We start from the raw sequence: 18,348 nt of genomic DNA on the forward strand, positions 1-18,348 counted from the left end.
TCAGCGTACGCGCTCGGGCAGCAGTTCGGCGATGGCGGTTGCGGCCTGTTCGGCGGCGCTGCCGTCCTGCTGTCCGTGCAGTTCGCGGTGCAGCGCCTCGAAGGCGGCAACGATGGCGCCGCGGCGCTGGCTGTCGCGGAACAGGTCGAGTACCGCCGCGGACACCTTGTCTACGGTGCAGTCGTCCTGCATCAGTTCCGGCACCAGGCGCTGACCGGCGAGGATGTTGGGCAGGGCGAAGGTGTCGGTCTTGATCAGCTTCAGCGCCTGCACGAAGCGGTAGGTCAGCGGCGCGACGCGGTAGCCGACCACCATCGGACGCTTGGCCAGCATCGCTTCCAGCGTGGCGGTGCCGGAGGCCAGCAGCACGACGTCGGCGGCCAGCATGGCCTCGTGGGCCTGGCCGTCGAGCAGGGTCAGCGGCGCGTTCGGTGCTCTCGCGATCAGTTGCTGCAGCGCTTCGCGGCAGCGCGCATTGGCCGCGGGCACCACGATGCGCAGGCCGGGCAGGGCCTGCGCCACGCGCGCCGCGGCTTCCAGGAACACTTGTCCGAGACGCTCGACTTCGGAACCGCGGCTGCCGGGCAGCACGGCCAGCACCGGCGCATCGTGCGTCAGTCCCAGCGTGTCGCGTGCGCCGATACGGTCGGCGACCAGCGGGAAGCGGTCGGCCAGTGGATGGCCGACGAAGCGCGCGTCGACGCCATGCCGTGCGTAGATCTCGGGCTCCATCGGGAACAGGCACAGCACGCGGTCGGCGCTGCGGCCGATCTTCTCCGCACGTTTCTCGCGCCACGCCCACACGGACGGGCTGACGTAGTGCACGGTGCGCAGCCCGCGCTGCTTGAGCGCGCGTTCGAGGCCGAGATTGAAGTCCGGTGCATCGATGCCGATGACGATGTCGGGGCGCAGCGCGGCGATGCGCTGGATCAGGCTGCGGCGCAGCTTCAGCAGGCGCGGCAGGTGCTTGAGCACTTCCAGGAAGCCCATCACCGACAGTTCGTGGATGTCGTGCCAGGCCTCGAAGCCGGCGGCCTGCATCTGCGGACCGCCGACGCCGACGATGCGTGCGTCCGGATAACGTTGGCGCAGGGCACGGATCAGCGCGCCGCCGAGCTGGTCACCGGAGGCTTCGCCGGCGATCACGACGAGGGTCGGCGCGTCCGCGCCCGTGCGGGCTTCGTGAAGTGTTTCGCTCATCCTTCAGAGAATACGGGACATCGCCGCTGCCGTCGCGCGCGGGGGCGGCGCAGGTTGCAGAGGGTTCATGCTGCACCGTCGCGGGGACGGCGCACGGATCAGCGTTTCAGCGAGCGTTCGCTGCGGGCGATGAAGTCGAGCATCGCCTTCACGTCGTCGCTCGAATCGGCCTGTTCGTTCAGCCGTTCGCGCGCTTCGGCCAGCGGCAGGCCGGCCATGTACAGCGTGCGGTAGGCGCGACGGATGGTGGCGATGCGCTCCGGCTCGAAACCGCGACGCTTCAGGCCTTCGCTGTTGATGCCGCGCGGGCGGCCGTGTTCCTGCTTGCCCATGATGACGAACGGCGGCACGTCGGCGCCGACCAGGCAACCCATGCCGACAAAGGCATGCTCGCCGATCTTGCAGAACTGATGCACGCCGCTGAAGCCGGCCATGATGACCCAGTCGCCGACTTCCACGTGACCGGCCAGCGAGGCGTTGTTGGAGAACACCGTGTGGTTCCCGACCTGGCAGTCGTGGGCGATGTGCACGTAGGCCAGGAACCAGTTGTCGTTGCCGATGCGGGTCGCGCCGCCGCCGTCGCCGGTGCCGCGGTTGACGGTGACGAATTCGCGAAAGACGTTGTTGTCGCCGATGATCAGTTCGGCATGCTCTCCATGAAACTTCTTGTCCTGGGCGTCGCCGCCGATCGAGGCGAAGGAATGGACGTGGTTGTTCTTGCCGATGCGGGTCGGCCCTTCGATGACCACATGCGGCCCGATGATCGTGCCGGCGCCGATCTCGACATCCGCGCCGATGACGCTGAACGCGCCGACCTGAACGTCGTCGGCAAGGCGGGCCTTGGGGTCGATCTGGGCGCTGGCGTGAATCATCGCGGTCACCTCACTCGGCGCGGCCGGCGCACATCAGTTCGCAGCTGGCCACTTCGTTGCCGTCCACCACCGCGCGGGCCTCGAACAGGCCCATGCCGCGCAGCATGCGCTTCAGACGCACTTCCAGGCGCAGCTGGTCGCCCGGCACCACCTTGGCGGCGAAGCGCGCCTTGTCGATCTTGGCCAGATAGAACAGCGGTTTGGTGTCGGAGTCGCTCTTGCTGCTGAGCATGATCAGTGTACCGGCGGCCTGGGCCATGGCCTCGATCACCAGCACGCCGGGCATGACCGGGTGGTTCGGGAAATGACCCTGGAAGAACGGTTCGTTGATGGTCACGTTCTTGATCGCGACGACACGCTCGCCGGGTTCCAGTTCGATCACGCGATCGACCAGAAGAAAGGGATAGCGGTGCGGCAGGAGCTCCTGGATATGCTCCACGTTGACCGGCAGGTTGACGGTGTCACTCATGATCTTTCCTTTCCAGCGCCGTGAGGCGGCGCGCGTACTCGTCCAGCTTCTTGAAGCGTGCGGCATTGCGGCGCCACAGACGATTGTCTTGCAGCGGCACGCCGGATGAATATTCGCCCGGTTCGCGAATCGAATGCGTCACCAGGCTCTTGGCGGTAATGGTAACCCGGTCGGTCACTTCCAGATGCCCGAGGATGCCGGCGTTGCCGCCGATCAGGCACCAACTACCGATTTTCGCGCTGCCGGCCACCGCGCTGCAACCGGCCATGGCCGTGTGCGCGCCGATGCTGACGTTGTGGGCGACCTGGATCTGGTTGTCCAGACGCACGTCCTCGGCCAGCACGGTGTCTTCCAGTGCGCCGCGGTCGATGGTGGTGTTGGCGCCGATCTCGCAGTCGTCGCCGATGCGCACGCCGCCGAGCTGCGGCACCTTGGTCCAGTGCCCCGCGTCCACGGCGATGCCGAAGCCGTCGGCGCCGATCACCGCGCCCGGGTGCACCTGCACGCGGCGGCCGAGGCGCACGCGGATGACCAGGGTCACGCGTGCGATCAGGCGCGACTGCGCGCCAACCACGCAGTCCGGTCCGACCATGCAATAGGGGCCGAGCACGGCGCCGTCCTCGACGCGCGCGTTGTCCTCGATCACGCAGTAGGGGCCGATGCTGGCCGTCTCGGCGACGATGGCACTGTCGGCGACGACGGCGGTCGGATGGATGCCGGGTTCGGCCGCGGCGCGCTTCTCGAACAGCGCGGCGATCTTGGCGAAGGCGAGGTACGGATCGCGCGCGATCAGGGCCGGCGTGGGGCAGGACTCGGCAGCGTCGGCGGCGAGCACCACGGCGGACGCGTGCGTTTCCTGCATCTGTGCGGTGTAGCGTGCATTGGCCAGGAAGGTCAGCTGGCCCGGTCCGGCCGAGGCCAGCGTGCCGACGCCCTCGATGCGCGTCGCGGTATCTCCCTGGACGTGCAGGTCGAATCGTTCGGCCAGTTCGGCCAGCGTGAAACTGCTCACACGGTACTCCCCTGCCGTCGAACGGCGAAGCGATGAAGGTCATCCGTGGCCGACGCGCTCGTCCGCGTCATCGCACCACGGGCATCGCCGGCGCATGTGCGCGCGACGACGGACCCGGATTCTACGACCAGAAGGCCTTGTTCGCCCGGAACCGCCCCGCAAAGGGCGGTTCCGATCGCGTCGTACGGCGCTCGGAACGACTTAGAACTGGTTGCCGAAGGTGAACTGCAGACGTTCTTCGTAGCGATGGTCCTGCGGCTGGTCGCGGAACGGCACGGCGAAGCTGATCACCAGCGGACCGATCGGCGCCTGCCATTGCAGCGACAATCCGTAGGAGGCGCGCAGTTGACTGGCATCGAAGGAGTTGTAGTCCTTGTATACATTGCCGACGTCGACGAACGCGGCCACGCGCGCGGTGCTGACGTCCTTCAGCGCGGGGATCGGCAGGAACATCTGCGCCGTGCCCTTGACCTTGAAGGCGCCGCCGATCGGCTGCGCATAGCCGTAGGCCGGCACGTAGGCGCGCGGACCCAGAGTGTTGTCCTGGTAACCGCGGACGTCCTGCACGCCGCCTGCGTAGTAGTTCTCCCAGAACGGGAAGTCGTATTGCTTGTCCTTGCCGTAGGTCTTGCCGTAGCCGAGCTGGCCGTCCAGCAGCAGCACGAAGCCGCCGCCCACGGGCCAGTAATGGTTGCCGTGGTAGTAAGCCTTCCAGTACTGCACGGTGGAGCCGGGCAGGGCCGCGCTCACGGACAGCGATTCCACGCCGCCGCGTGTCGGCGCCCAGTAGTAGTTGCGGGTGTCGCGCGAGTAGCCGATGGTGCCGGTCCAGGAATGGATCGTCTTGTTGCCGATCAGGTTCTGGTAGTCGATCAGCTGCTGCGGCGAGTAGCCCGGATACAGGTTGATCTTGTTGCTGGTGACGCCCAGGCCGAACTGCAGGCGGTCGACCTCGCTCACCGGCACGCCGATCGTGGTCGAGAACGAGCGCGTGCTGTTGGTGTAGTTGGCGAAGTCGGTGTTGCCGTAGTCCAGCTTGCTGTAGGTGGCGTTGTAGCCGATGCTGACGCCGTCGTCGGTCAGATACGGATTGACGTAGCCGAGCTGGATTTGCGAATAGTAGTTGCTCTTTTGCACGGCCACGGAGAACTTGTCGCCGCTGCCGAGGAAGTTGTTCTGCGAAACCGAGGCGCTGAAGATCACGCCGGAATACTGCGAGTAGCCCACGCCGAACATCAGGCTGCCGGAGGACTTCTCCTCGACCTTGACGTTGAGATCGACCTCGTCGTCCGTGCCCGGGACGCGCTGGGTGTCGACCTTCACGTCGTCCTTGAAGTAGCCCAGCGTCTGCAGGCGGCGCTTCGAGGCGTCGATGGCGGCCTGGCTGTACCAGGAACCCTCGAGCTGGCGCATCTCGCGACGCAGCACCGAATCCTGGGTCTTGGTATTGCCCTGGAAGTTGATGCGGCGCACGTACACGCGCTTGCCCGGCTTGACGTAGAACGTCATGTCGGCGGTGCGTTTTTCCTTGTCCAGCTTGGGTACCACCTGTACCTCGGCGAAGGCATAGCCGATGTTGGACAGCACGCTCTTGATGGCCTTCTTGCTTTGCTCGACCAGGTAGCGGTTGAAGGTGTCGCCCTTCTTCATGAACACCAGCGAGCGAATGGTCTTCTCGGGCAGGATCAGGTTGCCGAGCAGGTGCACGCCGGAGATCTTGTACACCTCGCCCTGCTTGATGCTGGCGGTGATGTACATCTTGCGCTTGTCGGGACTGATCATCACCTGCGTCGAGTTGACGTTGAAGTCCGCGTAGCCGCGATCCATGTAGTACGAATCGAGCTTCTTCAGGTCGCCGGAGAGTTTTTCCTTCGAGTACTGGTCGTCCTTGGTGTACCAGGACAGCCAGTTGCTGGTGTCGGACTCGAAGCCGTCGCGAATCTGCTTGTCGCTGAAAGCGGTGTTGCCGACGATGTTGATGGCCTTGATGCGGGCCGTCTCGCCTTCGCGCACCACGATGTCGAGCGACACGCGGTTGCGGTCCAGGCGGGTGACGTGCGTCTTCACCGAGACGTTGTACTTGCCGCGGTTGTAGTACTGCGTGATCAGTTCGTCCTGCACGCGACGCAGCGCCAGCGGGTCGAAGGTGTCGCCTTCGACCAGGCCGATCTGCTTCAGGCCTTTCTTCAGGTCATCGGTCTTGATGGCCTTGTTGCCGCGGATGTTGAGCTTGGCGATCGACGGACGTTCGACCACCTTGATCACCAGGATGTCGCCCTGGCGTTCGAGCTCCACGTCGCTGAAGAAGCCGGTATCGAACAGTGCCTTGATGGACTGCTTGGCATTGCTCTCGGTCAGCGTGTCGCCCTTGGCGACCGGCAGATAGCTATAGACGGTGCCGGCAGCGATGCGCTGCAGGCCGTCGACTCGGATGTCGGAGATCGTGAACGGCTGCATGGCCACGGCCTTGGCGGTCATGGAGGCGAGCAGGATCAGGGCGGCGATACGCTTCATCGTCGATTCCAGTGGGTGATGCGCAAGTACGCGGCTCCAGGCCGCGGCGAATAGGAGCCTCGGTTCAAGACGAGAGTCCGAGAATATCGTTGTACAGAGCCAGACCGACCAGGCAGGCGAGCACGGCGAGGCCGACCATCTGGCCAGCAATCATGGTGCGTTCGCTGACCGGGCTGCCCTTGACCAGCTCGATAAGGTAATACAGCAGGTGCCCGCCGTCCAAGACGGGAATCGGCAGCAGGTTGATCACGGCCAGACTCAGCGACACCAGTCCGAGGAAGCCGAGGAACCAGCTCAGCCCCATCTGGGCCGAGGCATTGGCGACGCGGGCGATGGTGATGACGCCGGACAGATTGCGCGCCGAGGCCTGGCCGGTGAGGATGCGACCGATCATCTGGAAGGTGGTCGCGGTCTTGTCCCAGGTGGCGCCGAAGGCCTTGTCGAGCGCCGTGACCGGTCCGTAACGGAGCGTCGCGGTTTCGAGCTTCGACGCGGCCGGGTAGATGCCGATGATCCAGCGGGTCGGGTCGCCGGTCGTATCGTGCTTCGGCTGCAGCTTCACGCTCAGATCGCGTCCGTCGCGCCGCAGGCCCAGCGTGACGGTATCGGCATGCTTCATGGCGGCCTGGATCAGCGTGCCGATGTCGGTGAATTCGCGGACCGGCTCGCCGTCGACGCTGAGCACGCGGTCGCCGCTGCGGATGCCTGCTTGCAGCGCCGCGCTATCGGGTTCGAGCTTGCCGACCACGGGCGGCACGCCGCCCGGGAGCAGGCCGATGCGGTCGAACGAGGTGTTCACGGCAACGTCGGCGGGCAACTGGTCCAGCGGTAGCGTGAAAGGAAGCTCGTTGCCGTTGCGGCGTATCAGCAGGTGCGAGGGATGACGCAGCAGTGCGTCCTCGGAGATGGCATCGAGCGCGCCGCTCCAGGTCACGACCTTGCGGCCGTCGACGGCCAGGATCCGGTCGCCGCTCTGGATGCCGGCCTGGGCCGCCAGCGTCTGCGCCGGCGGCGCGGCGAGCACGGGCACGGCATCCGGCTTGCCGATCACGAACATCAGCCAGAATGCGGCCACGGCGAAGATCAGGTTGAAGCCCGGTCCGGCGGCGACGATGGCGATGCGTTTCCACACGCTCTTGCCGGTGAACTCCTGGTCCTTCTGGTCGTCCGGCACGTCGCCTTCGCGGGCGTCGAGCATCTTCACGTAGCCGCCGAGCGGAATCATGGCGATGCGGTATTCGGTGCCGTCACGGCCGATGCGGCTCCAGATCGCGCGGCCGAAACCGACCGAGAAGCGCAGCACTTTCACGCCACAGCGACGTGCCACCCAGAAGTGACCGAACTCGTGGAAGGTCACCAGCAGGCCGAGGGTGACGATCAGCCACCATACGGAACCAAAAAATGTGCTCATGCAGTCGTCAGGTCGTGAATCAGCAGCAGAACGGAGGTACACCGCGCGGGGCGGCGTGATCGGTGTAGCTTAGCAGCGTCCGCCGATACAACGGCGGGCCGTATCGCGAGCCATGAGATCACGCGCCCTGAGTGTCGGGATATCGACCACGGGTTCGGCGGGCAGTTCCGCAAGGACTTGCTCGATGACGTCGGCAATGCCCAGGAACGGCAGCGTTCCTTCCAGAAATGCGGCCACGGCCACTTCGTTGGCAGCGTTCAGCAGCGTGGTGGCGTCACCGCCCTCGCGCAGTGCCTGGAAGGCCAGGTCGAGGCAGCGGAAGGTGTCGGTGTCGGGCGGCTCGAAATCGAGGCGTGCGGCGGCGGCGAGGTCCAGCGGCGGCACGCCGGCCTCGATGCGCTCGGGCCAAGCCAGCGCATGCGCCAGCGCCGTGCGCATGTCCGGATTGCCCAGTTGCGCCAGGACCGAGCCGTCGGCGTACTCGACCAGCGAATGCACCAGGCTCTGCCGGTGCACGACCACATCGATGATGTCGGGCGACGCGCCGAACAGGTGGTGCGCCTCGATGACTTCCAGGCCCTTGTTCATCAGCGTGGCCGAGTCGACCGAAATCTTGCGGCCCATGCTCCAGTTCGGATGCGCGCAGGCCTGGGCGGGCGTGATGGCGTGCAGGTCCTTGCGGCTGCGGCCGCGGAACGGACCGCCGGAAGCGGTCAGGATCAGCTTGCGCACGCCGGCCGAAGCCAGGGCGGGGCGCTCGCCGGGCAGGCACTGGAAGATGGCGTTGTGCTCGGAATCGACCGGGATCAGCTCGCCACCGCCTTCGTGCAGCGCCTGCATCAGCAGCGCGCCGGCCATCACCACCGATTCCTTGTTCGCCAGCAGCAGACGCTTGCCGGCGCGCGCGGCGGCGAGCGTGGAGTCGAGACCGGCCGCGCCGACGATGGCGGCGACGACGGTGTCGCACAACGGATCGGCGGCGGCCTCGCGGATGGCGTCCATGCCGGAGCGCACTTCGCAGGCGACATGCGCGGCGTCCAGGCGTCGGCGCAGATCGGCTTCCATCGCCGAATCGGCCAGGATGGCCATCTGCGGCCGGAACTGCGCGCACAGTTGTGCCAGCTTTTCGCTGTTGCGATGCGCGGCGAGGACGCCAACGCGGAAGCGATCGGGATGGCGCGCGACCACGTCCAGCGTGCTGCCGCCGATCGAACCGGTGGCGCCGAAGATCGCCAGCGTCCTCATGCGCCCGCCTTCGCGGATCGTGCCGCTCGCGAACGCATCACAGCCCCAGCAGCAGCTTGACGATGACGAACGCCGGCAGCGCCGCGAACACGCTGTCCAGACGGTCGAGCAGGCCACCGTGGCCCGGGAACAGCGTGCCGGAATCCTTGATGTCGGCCTGACGCTTGAACAGGCTTTCGATCAGGTCGCCCAGGATCGAGGCGGCCACCGTGACCACGCCCAGCAACAGCATGCCCAGCAACGCGGCCGGATGGCGCACGTGCAGCAGCCAGCCGCCGACCACGCTGACCGCGCCGCCCAGCGCCAGCGCCCCGTAGACGCCGGCCCAGGTCTTGCCCGGGCTGATGCGCGGCGCCAGCTTGCGCTTGCCGAACAGGCGGCCGGAGAAATACGCGCCGGTGTCGGCGGCCCAGACGATCAGGATCGCCAGCAGCACCCACCACGGGCCGTGCGGCTGGCCGTGCATGCCGATCAGGGCCAACCAGGCGGGCACGAAGATCAGCAGGCCGACCAGTAGTTTCAGCAGCGCATTCTCGCGCGTCGGCGCGGCCGCGAAGCTGTAGTTGCGCAGCCACAGCAGGCTGGTCAGCCACCACAGCACGCCCACGGCGACGCCCAGCGTCCAGGCCCATGGATGCGTGCGCAGCGTCCATAGCACGCCGAGCAGGATCAGCGTCAGCAGCAGCCAGGCCGCGCGCGTTGCGCGCTTGCGCACGCCGCACAGACGCGTCCACTCCCACTGTGCAGCCAGGAACACGAGGCCGACGATGACGCCGAACAGCCAGGTCGGCGGCAGCAGCATCACCGCCAGAGCAAGCGGAATGAGGAGCAGGGCAGTGAGGATGCGCTGTACGAGCATGCGATACGGTCGTCCCTAGGTCAGGTCGCGGCGATGTCGGCGACTTGCGCGCCGGTGCGGCCGAAGCGGCGCTGGCGGCCGGCGTAATCGTCGAGCGCCGCGTCCAGGCACTCGGCGTCGAAGTCCGGCCACAGCGTATCCGTGAACACCAGCTCCGTATAGGCCAGCTGCCACAGCAGGAAATTGCTGATCCGCTGTTCGCCGCCGGTGCGGATGAAAAGGTCGGGGGGCGGCTGGTCGGCCAGGCATACCTTCGCGGCCAGGGCGTCGGCGTCGATGGCGGAGGCTTCCAGTTCGCCACGGGCGACGGCTTCGGCGAGCGCGCGCGCGGCCTGCGCGATGTCCCAGTGGCCGCCGTAGTTCACCGCCACGTTGACGTGCAGCTTCGCGTTCTCCGCGGTGCGCGTCTGCGCGGCCAGCATGCGTTCGCGCAAGGGCGCGTCGAAGCGCGACAGGTCGCCGATGAAGCGCAGGCGCACGCCGTTGGCGTGCAGCTGGTCGACTTCCTTGTCCAGCGCCTTCAGGAACAGCGTCATGAGCGCGGACACCTCGGTCTCCGGGCGACGCCAGTTCTCGCTGGAGAAGGCGAACAGCGTCAGCGCGCCGATGCCTCGCCGCACGCAGTGCTCGATGGTCTGGCGCACGGCCTTCTGGCCGGCGCGGTGGCCGAAACTGCGCGGCTGACGGCGTTGCTCGGCCCAGCGGCCGTTGCCGTCCATGATGATGGCGACATGGCGCGGCAGGCTGGGCGTGTCGGTGGGCATGGCGGCGGAGGATGGAGCGCGATGGCGTCAGACCGCCATCAGCTCCTCTTCCTTGGCCTGCGCCACGGCGTCGACTTCCTTGACGAAGCGATCGGTCAGACGCTGGATTTCTTCCTCGGCGCGGCGCTCGTCGTCCTCGCTGATTTCCTTGGCTTTTTCCAGTTCCTTGACCTGATGCAGCGCGTCGCGACGGATGTTGCGGATGGCGATCTTGGCGTTCTCGCCCTCGCCGGCGACGTGCTTGGCCAGCTCCTTGCGGCGCTCTTCGGTCAGCGGCGGCAGGTTGAGGCGGATGACCATGCCCGCGGTGTTCGGCGTGATGCCGATGTCGGAGGCCATGATCGCCTTCTCGATAGGGGCGACCATCTCCTTTTCCCACGGCGTGATGGTCAGCGAACGGCCGTCGGTGACGGCGACGCCGGCGACCTGGGTCAACGGCATCTCGGCGCCGTAGTAGGGCACCTTGATGCCTTCGACCAGCGCCACGCTGGCGCGGCCGGTGCGCAGGCGCTGCAGTTCGTGCCTGAGCGACTCGACGCTCTTGCCCATGCGGGTTTCAGCATCGTTCTTGATGTCGTTGATCATGCAGGACTCCAAAGGCCGGGCGATCCGGCGAGTATAGCAGCGCGCCGGCCCGCGGCCGGCGTGTCGGAAACGGGTTCGCCGCGGCTGCGGCGCGGGTTCAGGCGGCTTCGACCAGGGTGCCGATCGGCTCGCCGCGCAGGATGCGGCCGAGGTTGCCCGGCTGGGTCTGGTCGTAGATGCGCAGCGGCATGCCGTGATCGCGGCACAGGGCGATGGCGGCGGTGTCCATCACCGCCAGCTTGCGCTCGATGACCTCGTCGTAGGTCAGCGTCTCGAAGCGCTCGGCGTCGCTGTGCTTGGCCGGATCGGCGGTGTAGACCCCATCGACCTTGGTGGCCTTCAGCAGCAGATCGGCGTTCAGCTCGATGGCGCGCAACGCGGCCGCCGAGTCGGTGGTGAAGAACGGATTGCCGGTGCCGGCGGCGAAGATCGCGATGCGGCCTTTCTCGATGTGGCGCACGGCGCGGCGCAGGATGTAGTCCTCGCACACGTCGTGGATCTGGATGGCGCTCATCACGCGGGCGTACGCGCCGCGCTTCTCCAGCGCGTCCTGCATCGCCAGGGCGTTGATGACGGTCGCCAGCATGCCCATGTGGTCGCCGGTGACGCGGTCCATGCCGGCCGCGGCCAGGCCGGCGCCGCGGAAGATGTTGCCGCCGCCGATGACCACGCCGATCTGCACGCCCGCCTTGCTCGCCTCGATGATCTCGTCGGCGAGTCGGCCGATGACCTTCGGGTCGATCCCGTAGTCCTCTTCGCCCATCAGGGCCTCACCGGAGAGTTTCAGCAGGATGCGGCGATACTTCGGCGCGGCGTCGGACATGGGCGATTTCCAGGAGGCGAGCAAACGCCGAGATTGTAGCGGATGCGGGCGCGCCGTAGCAGTCCGTTTCGGCGTCGCGGACGAAATGCCGCGGACAAAAAAGAAGGGCCGCGACATGCGCGGCCCTTCCGGGTGCTTCGATGGCGGATGAATCAGGCCAGGCCGGCCTGCTTCATCACCTCGGCGGCGAAGTCGTCCTCGGCCTTCTCGATGCCCTCGCCGACGGCGAGACGCTCGACGGCCAGGATCTCGGCGCCTTCCTTCTTCAGCACGTCGCCGACGCTGCTGTTGGTGTCCATGACGTAGGACTGACCGGTCAGCGACTGCTCCGCGCACAGCTTGCGCAGCTTGCCCTGGATCATCTTTTCCTGGATGTCGGCCGGCTTGGCCTTGTCCTTGTCGGTCATCTGCGCCAGGGCGATTTCCTTTTCCTTCTCCAGCACCTCGGCCGGGACGTCGTCCGGAGTGATGTAGTTCGGATTCATCGCCGCCACGTGCATGGCGATGCCCTTGGCCAGTTCCTCGGAACCGCCCTTCAGGGCCACCAGCACGCCGATGCGGCCGCCGTGGATGTAGCTGCCGATCACGCCGTCGGCTTCCACGCGCGCCATGCGACGCACCTGGATGTTCTCGCCGATCTTGGCGATCAGGCCCTTGGCGGTGTCCTCGACGCTGTCGCTGCTGCCCGGGTAGGCGGCGGCCTTCAGCGCGTCGACGTCGGCGGCGCCCGATTCCAGGGCCACCTTGGCGACGTTGTCGCTGAAGGTCAGGAAGTTCTCGTCCTTGGCCACGAAGTCGGTCTCGCAGTTGACTTCGACCAGGACCGCCTTGCTGCCGTCCTGCGCCGCGACGATGCGACCTTCCGCGGCCACGCGGCCGGCCTTCTTGTCGGCCTTGGCCAGACCCTGCTTGCGCAGCCACTCCATGGCCGTGTCGATGTCGCCCTGGTTCTCGACCAGAGCTTTCTTGCATTCCATCATGCCGGCGCCGGAGCGCTCGCGCAGTTCCTTGACCTGTTGTGCACTGATCTGCATCGGATTTCCTCGATGTTCTTGCGGGCGCCCGGCCGACATGGCACGGGCGCCGTGAATGGCTTATTCGCTGTCTTCGGACGCGGCGGCTTCGGCCTTGTCGTCGGCCTTGGCGGGCTTCTTCGCGGCCGGCTTCTTGGCTGCGGCCTTCTTGGCCGGGTCCTTCTTCTTGTCGTCGGCCTTCATCACCGGGTTGCCCTCGGCGTCCAGCTCGACGAACTCGTTGCCGTCGCCCTGGGCGGCGGCCGGCGAAGCGGCCTTGCCTTCCAGCACGGCGTCGGCGGCGGCGCGGGTGTACAGCTGGATGGCGCGGATGGCGTCATCGTTGCCCGGGATGGCGTAGTCCACCAGGCTCGGGTCGTAGTTGGTGTCGACCACGGCGATCACCGGGATGCCCAGCTTGCGGGCTTCCTGCACGGCGATGTCCTCGTGGCCGATGTCGATCACGAACAGCGCGTCCGGCAGACGATTCATGTCCTTGATGCCGCCCAGCGAACGCTCCAGCTTCTCGCGCTCGCGGCGCAGGGACAGCACTTCGTGCTTGACCAGCTTCTCGAAGGTGCCGTCGGTTTCGGCTTCTTCCAGTTCCTTCAGGCGCGAGACCGACTGCTTGACGGTGCGGAAGTTGGTGAGCATGCCGCCCAGCCAGCGCTGCGAAACGAACGGCATGCCGCAGCGGGCGGCCTCGTCGGCGATGGCTTCGCGCGCGGCGCGCTTGGTGCCGACGAACAGCATCGTGCCGCGCTTCTGCGCCAGGCCCGACACGTAGTTCATGGCGTCGTTGAACAGCGGCAGCGTCTTCTCGAGGTTGACGATGTGGATCTTGCCGCGCGCGCCGAAGATGTACGGACCCATCTTCGGGTTCCAGTAACGGGTCTGGTGACCGAAATGAACGCCAGCTTCCAGCATCTGGCGCATGGTGACTTGAGGCATGTTGTACTCCTGGGGTTGAACCTCCACGCATCCCCGACCTCGACCCTGGCGCTTGAAAAGCGGGCAGGGCACCCCGAAACCGGTGTCGATGCGTGTGTGGCGTTGTAGTGTGCCGGTGCGAACCATTTCGCCTCCGGCCCGACGAGTATCCCGCACTGGGGTTACAATCGTCTTTCGCTCCGCGCGCCGCAGAGGCCATGAGGGCACTCGGCGGCGACAGAACCGGTCAATTGTAGCTGCATGCGGAAGCCTTCCACAAGCAGCTGAAACGGTTCGGAAAACCCTTTTTTGCCGCCCGGCCGGCCCGAACGGCCGCGGCGGACCCGGAAAAGACAGGATTCGGCGTATGCCCGCAGTACCCAAGACCCCCGAAGAAATCGAGAAGATGCGCGTCGCCGGACGCCTTGCCGCCGAAGTGCTGGCCGTGCTCAAGGAGCATGTCCAGCCGGGCGTGACCACCGAGGACCTGGACCGCATCGCCTACGAGCACATCGTCAACGTGCAGAAGGCCGTGCCGGCCAACGTCGGCTACCGCGGCTTTCCGAAGACGCTGTGCACTTCGGTCAATCACGTCATCTGCCACGGCATTCCGAATGCCGGCAAGGTGCTGAAGGACGGCGACATCGTCAATTGCGACGTCACCGTCATCAAGGACGGCTGGCACGGCGACACCAGTCGCATGTTCATCGCCGGCACGCCGAGCGTGCGCGCCAAGCGGCTGGTCGACATCACCTTCGAGGCCATGATGAAGGGTATCGAGGCGGTGCGCCCGGGCGCGACCCTGGGCGACGTCGGCCATGCCATCCAGAAGCATGCCGAGGCGGCCGGGTTCTCGATCGTGCGCGAATACTGCGGCCACGGCATCGGCAAGATCTACCACGACGAGCCGCAGGTGCTGCACTACGGCAAGCCCGGCGCCGGCCTGAAGCTGGAAAAGGGCATGACCTTCACCGTCGAGCCGATGGTCAATGCCGGCAAGGCCGCCACGCGCTCGTTGCCGGACGGCTGGACCGTGGTCACCAAGGACCATTCGCTGTCGGCGCAGTGGGAGCACACCATCGCCGTGACCGACGACGGCTTCGAGATACTGACACCCTGGCCGGACGCCTGAGCCGTCGCGTCCGCGCGGACTGCGGTGGCTTGCGCCCGCGCCGCATTCCGCTTTAACTCCTCGTTCCTCACGAGACGCGCCTGCCCACGTGCCCGAATCGCCTCGCCGCCTGTTGCCCTCGTTGCCGCGTCTGCCGCGCGCGATTCCGCGCTCGGGCGTGTCGGCGGATGCGCGACGCGCACTGCGGCTGCTGATCGCCGACACCGATCGCGCCCTGGCTACGTCGTTCGCCGCCGGCGTCGAAGCAGGCGCGCTGGCGCGCCGCCGCACGGTGCTGGTCGAGCGCGTGCTGGTGCACGTGTGGACGGCCTTTCTCGGTGCGCCCGAGGGGGTATCGCTGTTCGCGGTCGGCGGTTTCGGGCGCGGCCTGCTGTTTCCGCATTCGGACGTCGACTTGCTGGTGCTGGTGACGCCGCGCGCGCGTGAGCGCCAGGCGCCGGCGCTGCAACGGTTCTTCGCCTGTCTCTGGGACATCGGCTTGAAGCCCGGTAGCGCCGTGCGCGATGTGGCGCAGTGCCGCGCGCTGGCCGCCGAGGACGTCAGCGTGTTCACCAGCATGATCGAAGGCCGCTGGCTGGCCGGCGACCGCATGATGCAAGCGGACTACGACGCCATCGTCGACGATCCGTCGCTGTGGCCGCCGCAGCGCTTCCTGGAAGCCAAGCTGGCCGAACAGGCCGAGCGCCACGCTCGCCACGACGACACCGCGCACAACCTGGAACCCAATCTCAAGGACGGCCCCGGCGGCCTGCGCACGCTGGATCTGATGCGCTGGCTCGGGCGACGCGTGGCCGGCGTCGGCGACTTCGACGCCATGGCCGCCGAAGGCCTGCTCGATCCGGCCGAACACGAGGCCATCGCCGCCGCCGAGGCGACGCTGCAGCGTTATCGCTTCGCGCTGCATCTGGAAGCGGGTCGTGCCGAAGAGCGCCTGCTGTTCGACTACCAGCGCGCGCTGGCCGCGCGTCTCGGGTTCGAGGACGAGCACGCGAAGAACCTGGGCGTCGAGCAGTTCATGCAGGGTTACTACCGGGCCGCGACCGTGGTCGAGCGTCTCGGCGTGCAGCTCGGCGAGCGTTTCGAGGAGCTGCTCGAACCCGATGTCGAACCGCAGCCGCTGAACGAGGACTTCATGCGCCTGGGCACGCGCCTGCAGCCGCGCGACGCGGACCTGTTCCTGCGTCGCCCCGCGGCGCTGATCGAGGGCTTCGTGCTGCGCCTGGATCATCCCGAACTGGTCGGCTTCACCGCCGAGACCATGCGCCGCATCCAGCAGGCCGTGGCCGAGCGCGGCACCGAGATCGGCGAAGACCCCGCCGTGATGGACGCTCTGCGTACGCTGCTGCATCGTGGCGCGCCGGCCGTCGAGGCGCTGTGGCGGATGAACCGCTTCGGCCTGCTGGCGGCGATTCTGCCGCCGTTCGCGCGCGTGGTCGGACGCATGCAGTACGACCTGTTCCACGTCTACACCGTGGACGAACACACCATGCGCGTGCTGCGCAACGTGGCGCGTTTCGCCGATCCACAGGCGCGCCGCGAGTTTCCCATCGCCTGCGAAATATGGGCCACGCTGGACCGCCCGGAAATCCTGCTGCTGGCGGCGCTGTTCCACGACATCGCCAAGGGACGCGGCGGCGATCATTCGGTACTGGGCGAGTCCGACGCGCGCGATTTCTGCAAGCGCCTGGGCATCTCCGACGAGGACGGCGCACTGGTCGCCTGGCTGGTGCGCTGGCATCTGCTGATGAGTACCACCGCGCAGCGCCAGGACATCACCGATCCCGACGTGGTGCATCGCTTCGCCACCGAAGTCGGCGACTGGGAACATCTGGACCATCTGTACCTGCTGACCATCGCCGACATCATCGGCACCAGCCCGAAGCTATGGAACTCGTGGAAGGATCGCCTGCTGGCCGACCTCTACGTCGCCGCGCGCTATGCGCTGCGCTCGGACCTGGCATTGCCGCTGCGCGCCGAGGCGCGCGTGCGCGACTGCCGCGAACGCGCGCTGTCGATGCTGCTGGACGACGGTTTCGATGCCGACGACGTGGCGCACGTGTGGGCCGACTTTCCCGATCTCAGCTTCCTGCGCCATCGGCCGGAGCAGGTCGCCTGGCAGACTGCGGCGATCCTCAAGGCGGAGGGTGCGTTGCCGTTGGTCGACGTGCATCCGTTCTCGGTGCGCGGCTGCACCGAGGTGTTCGTGTACGCGCCGGACCGCGACGGCCTGTTCGCCACCGTGACCGCGATGCTCGACCGCATGCGCTTCTCGGTGGTGCAGGCGCGCGTGCTCGGCTCCAACACCGGCATGGCGCTGGACACGTTCCTGCTGCTGGAGTCCGAGAGCCAAGAACCGGCCAGCCTGGAACGCGCCGAGGATCTGCGCGTGCGGCTGGCGCGAGCCCTGGCCAAGCCGGCGCGTGCGCAACCGGCCAAGCGCAACCTGTCGCGACGGCAGCGGCATTTCCAGATGGCGCCGCGCATCGAATTCACCGCCGACGCCGCTGCCGCGCGCACGCAGCTGGCGCTGGTCTGCAGCGATCGTCCGGGTCTGCTGGCGGTGGTCGCGCAGGCCTTCGTCGAGGTCGGCGTGCGCGTGCACGACGCGCGCATCGCCACCTTCGGCGAGCGCGTGGAGGATTTCTTCCAGCTCACCGACGGCGACAACGCGCCGCTCGATGCGGCCATGCAGGAGCGGCTGCGCGATGCGCTGCTGCCCCTGGTCGGTCCGCAGCGACGCGCTTCCTGAGCGCGCCGACTTTGCGATGACGCGACTGCAGCGTATCGTTCGGGCGATCTGTCGCCACATGACGTTCACCGAGGGAGAGGATATGAAGATCAGGCGCGTGCAAGGGTCGCTGTTGTTGGCGGCCGGACTGTGGATGTTGTCGACGACCTCGTTCGCGGCCGAGCCTCACCATGCCCCGATGCACAAGGGCGCGTCGGACGTGACCTGGGTCTACCCGGTGATTCCGAAGTTCGGCGGCGTGCACCCCAATCCGGGCGCCGACATGCAGCCGGACCCGAACGCCGACTACAAGATTCTGGTCGACGTCGTCACCGGCGATCCGTCGTCCGGCCACCAGCTCGGTTCGCTGAACCGTCTGGCGCGGCTGGTGAATCTGATGGGCTACGCCAAGGTGCCGCAGGACCACGTGCACATCGTGGCCGTGCTGGATCGTCAGGTCGGCGCCACCGCGCTGACCAACGCGGCCTACCGCAAATTCTTCGACAAGAAGGGCAAGGGAGAGAATCCGAACCTGCCGATCCTGCGCGCGCTGAAGAAAGCCGGCGTGAAGCTGATGATCTGCAGTCAGGCCATGGCCGAGATGGGGCTGAAGAACAGCGACATCGATCCCAGCGTCACGGTCACGCTGTCGGCGCTGACCGATCCGGTGATCTACGGCCATCGCGGCTACACCTACATGCAGCTGTAACGCGCATCCAGCGGCGTTTGTGACGGCCGTCGCGTGCCTCGCGACGGCCGTTTCGCATCTGCGCCCCGGTCACAGGCGGGGC

At 67.0% G+C, this 18,348-nt stretch carries 16 protein-coding genes; 3 read left to right on the plus strand and 13 right to left on the minus strand.

Annotated features, from left to right (window positions below; translation table 11 throughout):
- The 13 genes from lpxB to rpsB form a co-directional block, all read right to left on the minus strand.
- Window positions 1-1,200, minus strand: a complete 1,200-nt coding sequence (gene lpxB, locus LF63_RS05115; protein WP_043100080.1) for a lipid-A-disaccharide synthase — start codon at window positions 1,198-1,200, stop codon at window positions 1-3.
- A 98-nt stretch (window positions 1,201-1,298) separates the two neighbouring features.
- Window positions 1,299-2,072, minus strand: coding sequence for an acyl-ACP--UDP-N-acetylglucosamine O-acyltransferase (gene lpxA, locus LF63_RS05120; RefSeq protein ID WP_043103218.1), 774 nt, complete (start codon window positions 2,070-2,072; stop codon window positions 1,299-1,301).
- Window positions 2,073-2,082: 10 nt separating this feature from the next.
- The gene (gene fabZ / locus LF63_RS05125; protein WP_043100083.1) at window positions 2,083-2,541 is read right to left on the minus strand and encodes a 3-hydroxyacyl-ACP dehydratase FabZ; all 459 of its coding nucleotides are present in this window, start codon (window positions 2,539-2,541) and stop codon (window positions 2,083-2,085) included.
- Window positions 2,534-3,553: a UDP-3-O-(3-hydroxymyristoyl)glucosamine N-acyltransferase gene (lpxD, locus tag LF63_RS05130; protein WP_043100085.1), complete on the minus strand. Its 1,020-nt coding sequence runs from the start codon at window positions 3,551-3,553 to the stop codon at window positions 2,534-2,536. Before lpxD ends, fabZ begins: the two co-directional genes overlap by 8 nt.
- 201 nt (window positions 3,554-3,754) lie before the next feature.
- Window positions 3,755-6,067: an outer membrane protein assembly factor BamA gene (bamA, locus tag LF63_RS05135; RefSeq protein WP_043100087.1), complete on the minus strand. Its 2,313-nt coding sequence runs from the start codon at window positions 6,065-6,067 to the stop codon at window positions 3,755-3,757.
- 64 nt (window positions 6,068-6,131) lie between these two features.
- A complete protein-coding gene (gene rseP / locus LF63_RS05140; RefSeq protein WP_043100089.1) occupies window positions 6,132-7,478 on the minus strand; it encodes an RIP metalloprotease RseP in 1,347 nt (448 codons plus the stop codon).
- 69 nt (window positions 7,479-7,547) lie between these two features.
- Complete coding sequence (locus LF63_RS05145) at window positions 7,548-8,723, minus strand: 1-deoxy-D-xylulose-5-phosphate reductoisomerase (RefSeq protein WP_043100090.1); 1,176 nt, start codon at window positions 8,721-8,723, stop codon at window positions 7,548-7,550.
- 37 nt (window positions 8,724-8,760) lie between these two features.
- Window positions 8,761-9,582 carry a phosphatidate cytidylyltransferase gene (locus tag LF63_RS05150; RefSeq protein ID WP_043100092.1) on the minus strand — a complete coding sequence of 274 codons (822 nt, stop codon included), beginning with the start codon at window positions 9,580-9,582 and terminating at the stop codon, window positions 8,761-8,763.
- 20 nt (window positions 9,583-9,602) lie between these two features.
- Window positions 9,603-10,346 carry a polyprenyl diphosphate synthase gene (gene uppS / locus LF63_RS05155; protein WP_043100094.1) on the minus strand — a complete coding sequence of 248 codons (744 nt, stop codon included), beginning with the start codon at window positions 10,344-10,346 and terminating at the stop codon, window positions 9,603-9,605.
- A gap of 27 nt (window positions 10,347-10,373) precedes the next feature.
- A complete protein-coding gene (gene frr, locus LF63_RS05160; RefSeq protein ID WP_043100097.1) occupies window positions 10,374-10,931 on the minus strand; it encodes a ribosome recycling factor in 558 nt (185 codons plus the stop codon).
- A 97-nt stretch (window positions 10,932-11,028) separates the two neighbouring features.
- Window positions 11,029-11,754 carry a UMP kinase gene (pyrH, locus tag LF63_RS05165; RefSeq protein ID WP_043100099.1) on the minus strand — a complete coding sequence of 242 codons (726 nt, stop codon included), beginning with the start codon at window positions 11,752-11,754 and terminating at the stop codon, window positions 11,029-11,031.
- A 152-nt stretch (window positions 11,755-11,906) separates the two neighbouring features.
- Entirely contained in the window at window positions 11,907-12,788 is an 882-nt protein-coding gene (tsf, locus tag LF63_RS05170) for a translation elongation factor Ts (protein ID WP_043100101.1), read from the minus strand.
- 60 nt (window positions 12,789-12,848) lie between these two features.
- Window positions 12,849-13,718 carry a 30S ribosomal protein S2 gene (rpsB, locus tag LF63_RS05175; protein WP_043100103.1) on the minus strand — a complete coding sequence of 290 codons (870 nt, stop codon included), beginning with the start codon at window positions 13,716-13,718 and terminating at the stop codon, window positions 12,849-12,851.
- A 346-nt stretch (window positions 13,719-14,064) separates the two neighbouring features.
- Between rpsB and map the strand changes: the two genes are divergently transcribed.
- The 3 genes from map to LF63_RS05190 all read left to right on the plus strand — a co-directional run bounded on the left by map (window position 14,065) and on the right by LF63_RS05190 (window position 18,266).
- Entirely contained in the window at window positions 14,065-14,829 is a 765-nt protein-coding gene (gene map, locus LF63_RS05180; RefSeq protein ID WP_043100105.1) for a type I methionyl aminopeptidase, read from the plus strand.
- Window positions 14,830-14,917: 88 nt separating this feature from the next.
- Entirely contained in the window at window positions 14,918-17,578 is a 2,661-nt protein-coding gene (gene glnD, locus LF63_RS05185) for a [protein-PII] uridylyltransferase (RefSeq protein WP_235205270.1), read from the plus strand.
- Between the two features lie 82 nt (window positions 17,579-17,660).
- Window positions 17,661-18,266: a DsrE family protein gene (locus LF63_RS05190; RefSeq protein ID WP_043100110.1), complete on the plus strand. Its 606-nt coding sequence runs from the start codon at window positions 17,661-17,663 to the stop codon at window positions 18,264-18,266.
- Window positions 18,267-18,348: the final 82 nt, after the last annotated feature.

Origin of the sequence: Oleiagrimonas soli (genome assembly GCF_000761445.1) — a bacterium.
GTDB classification, from domain to species: domain Bacteria; phylum Pseudomonadota; class Gammaproteobacteria; order Xanthomonadales; family Rhodanobacteraceae; genus Oleiagrimonas; species Oleiagrimonas soli.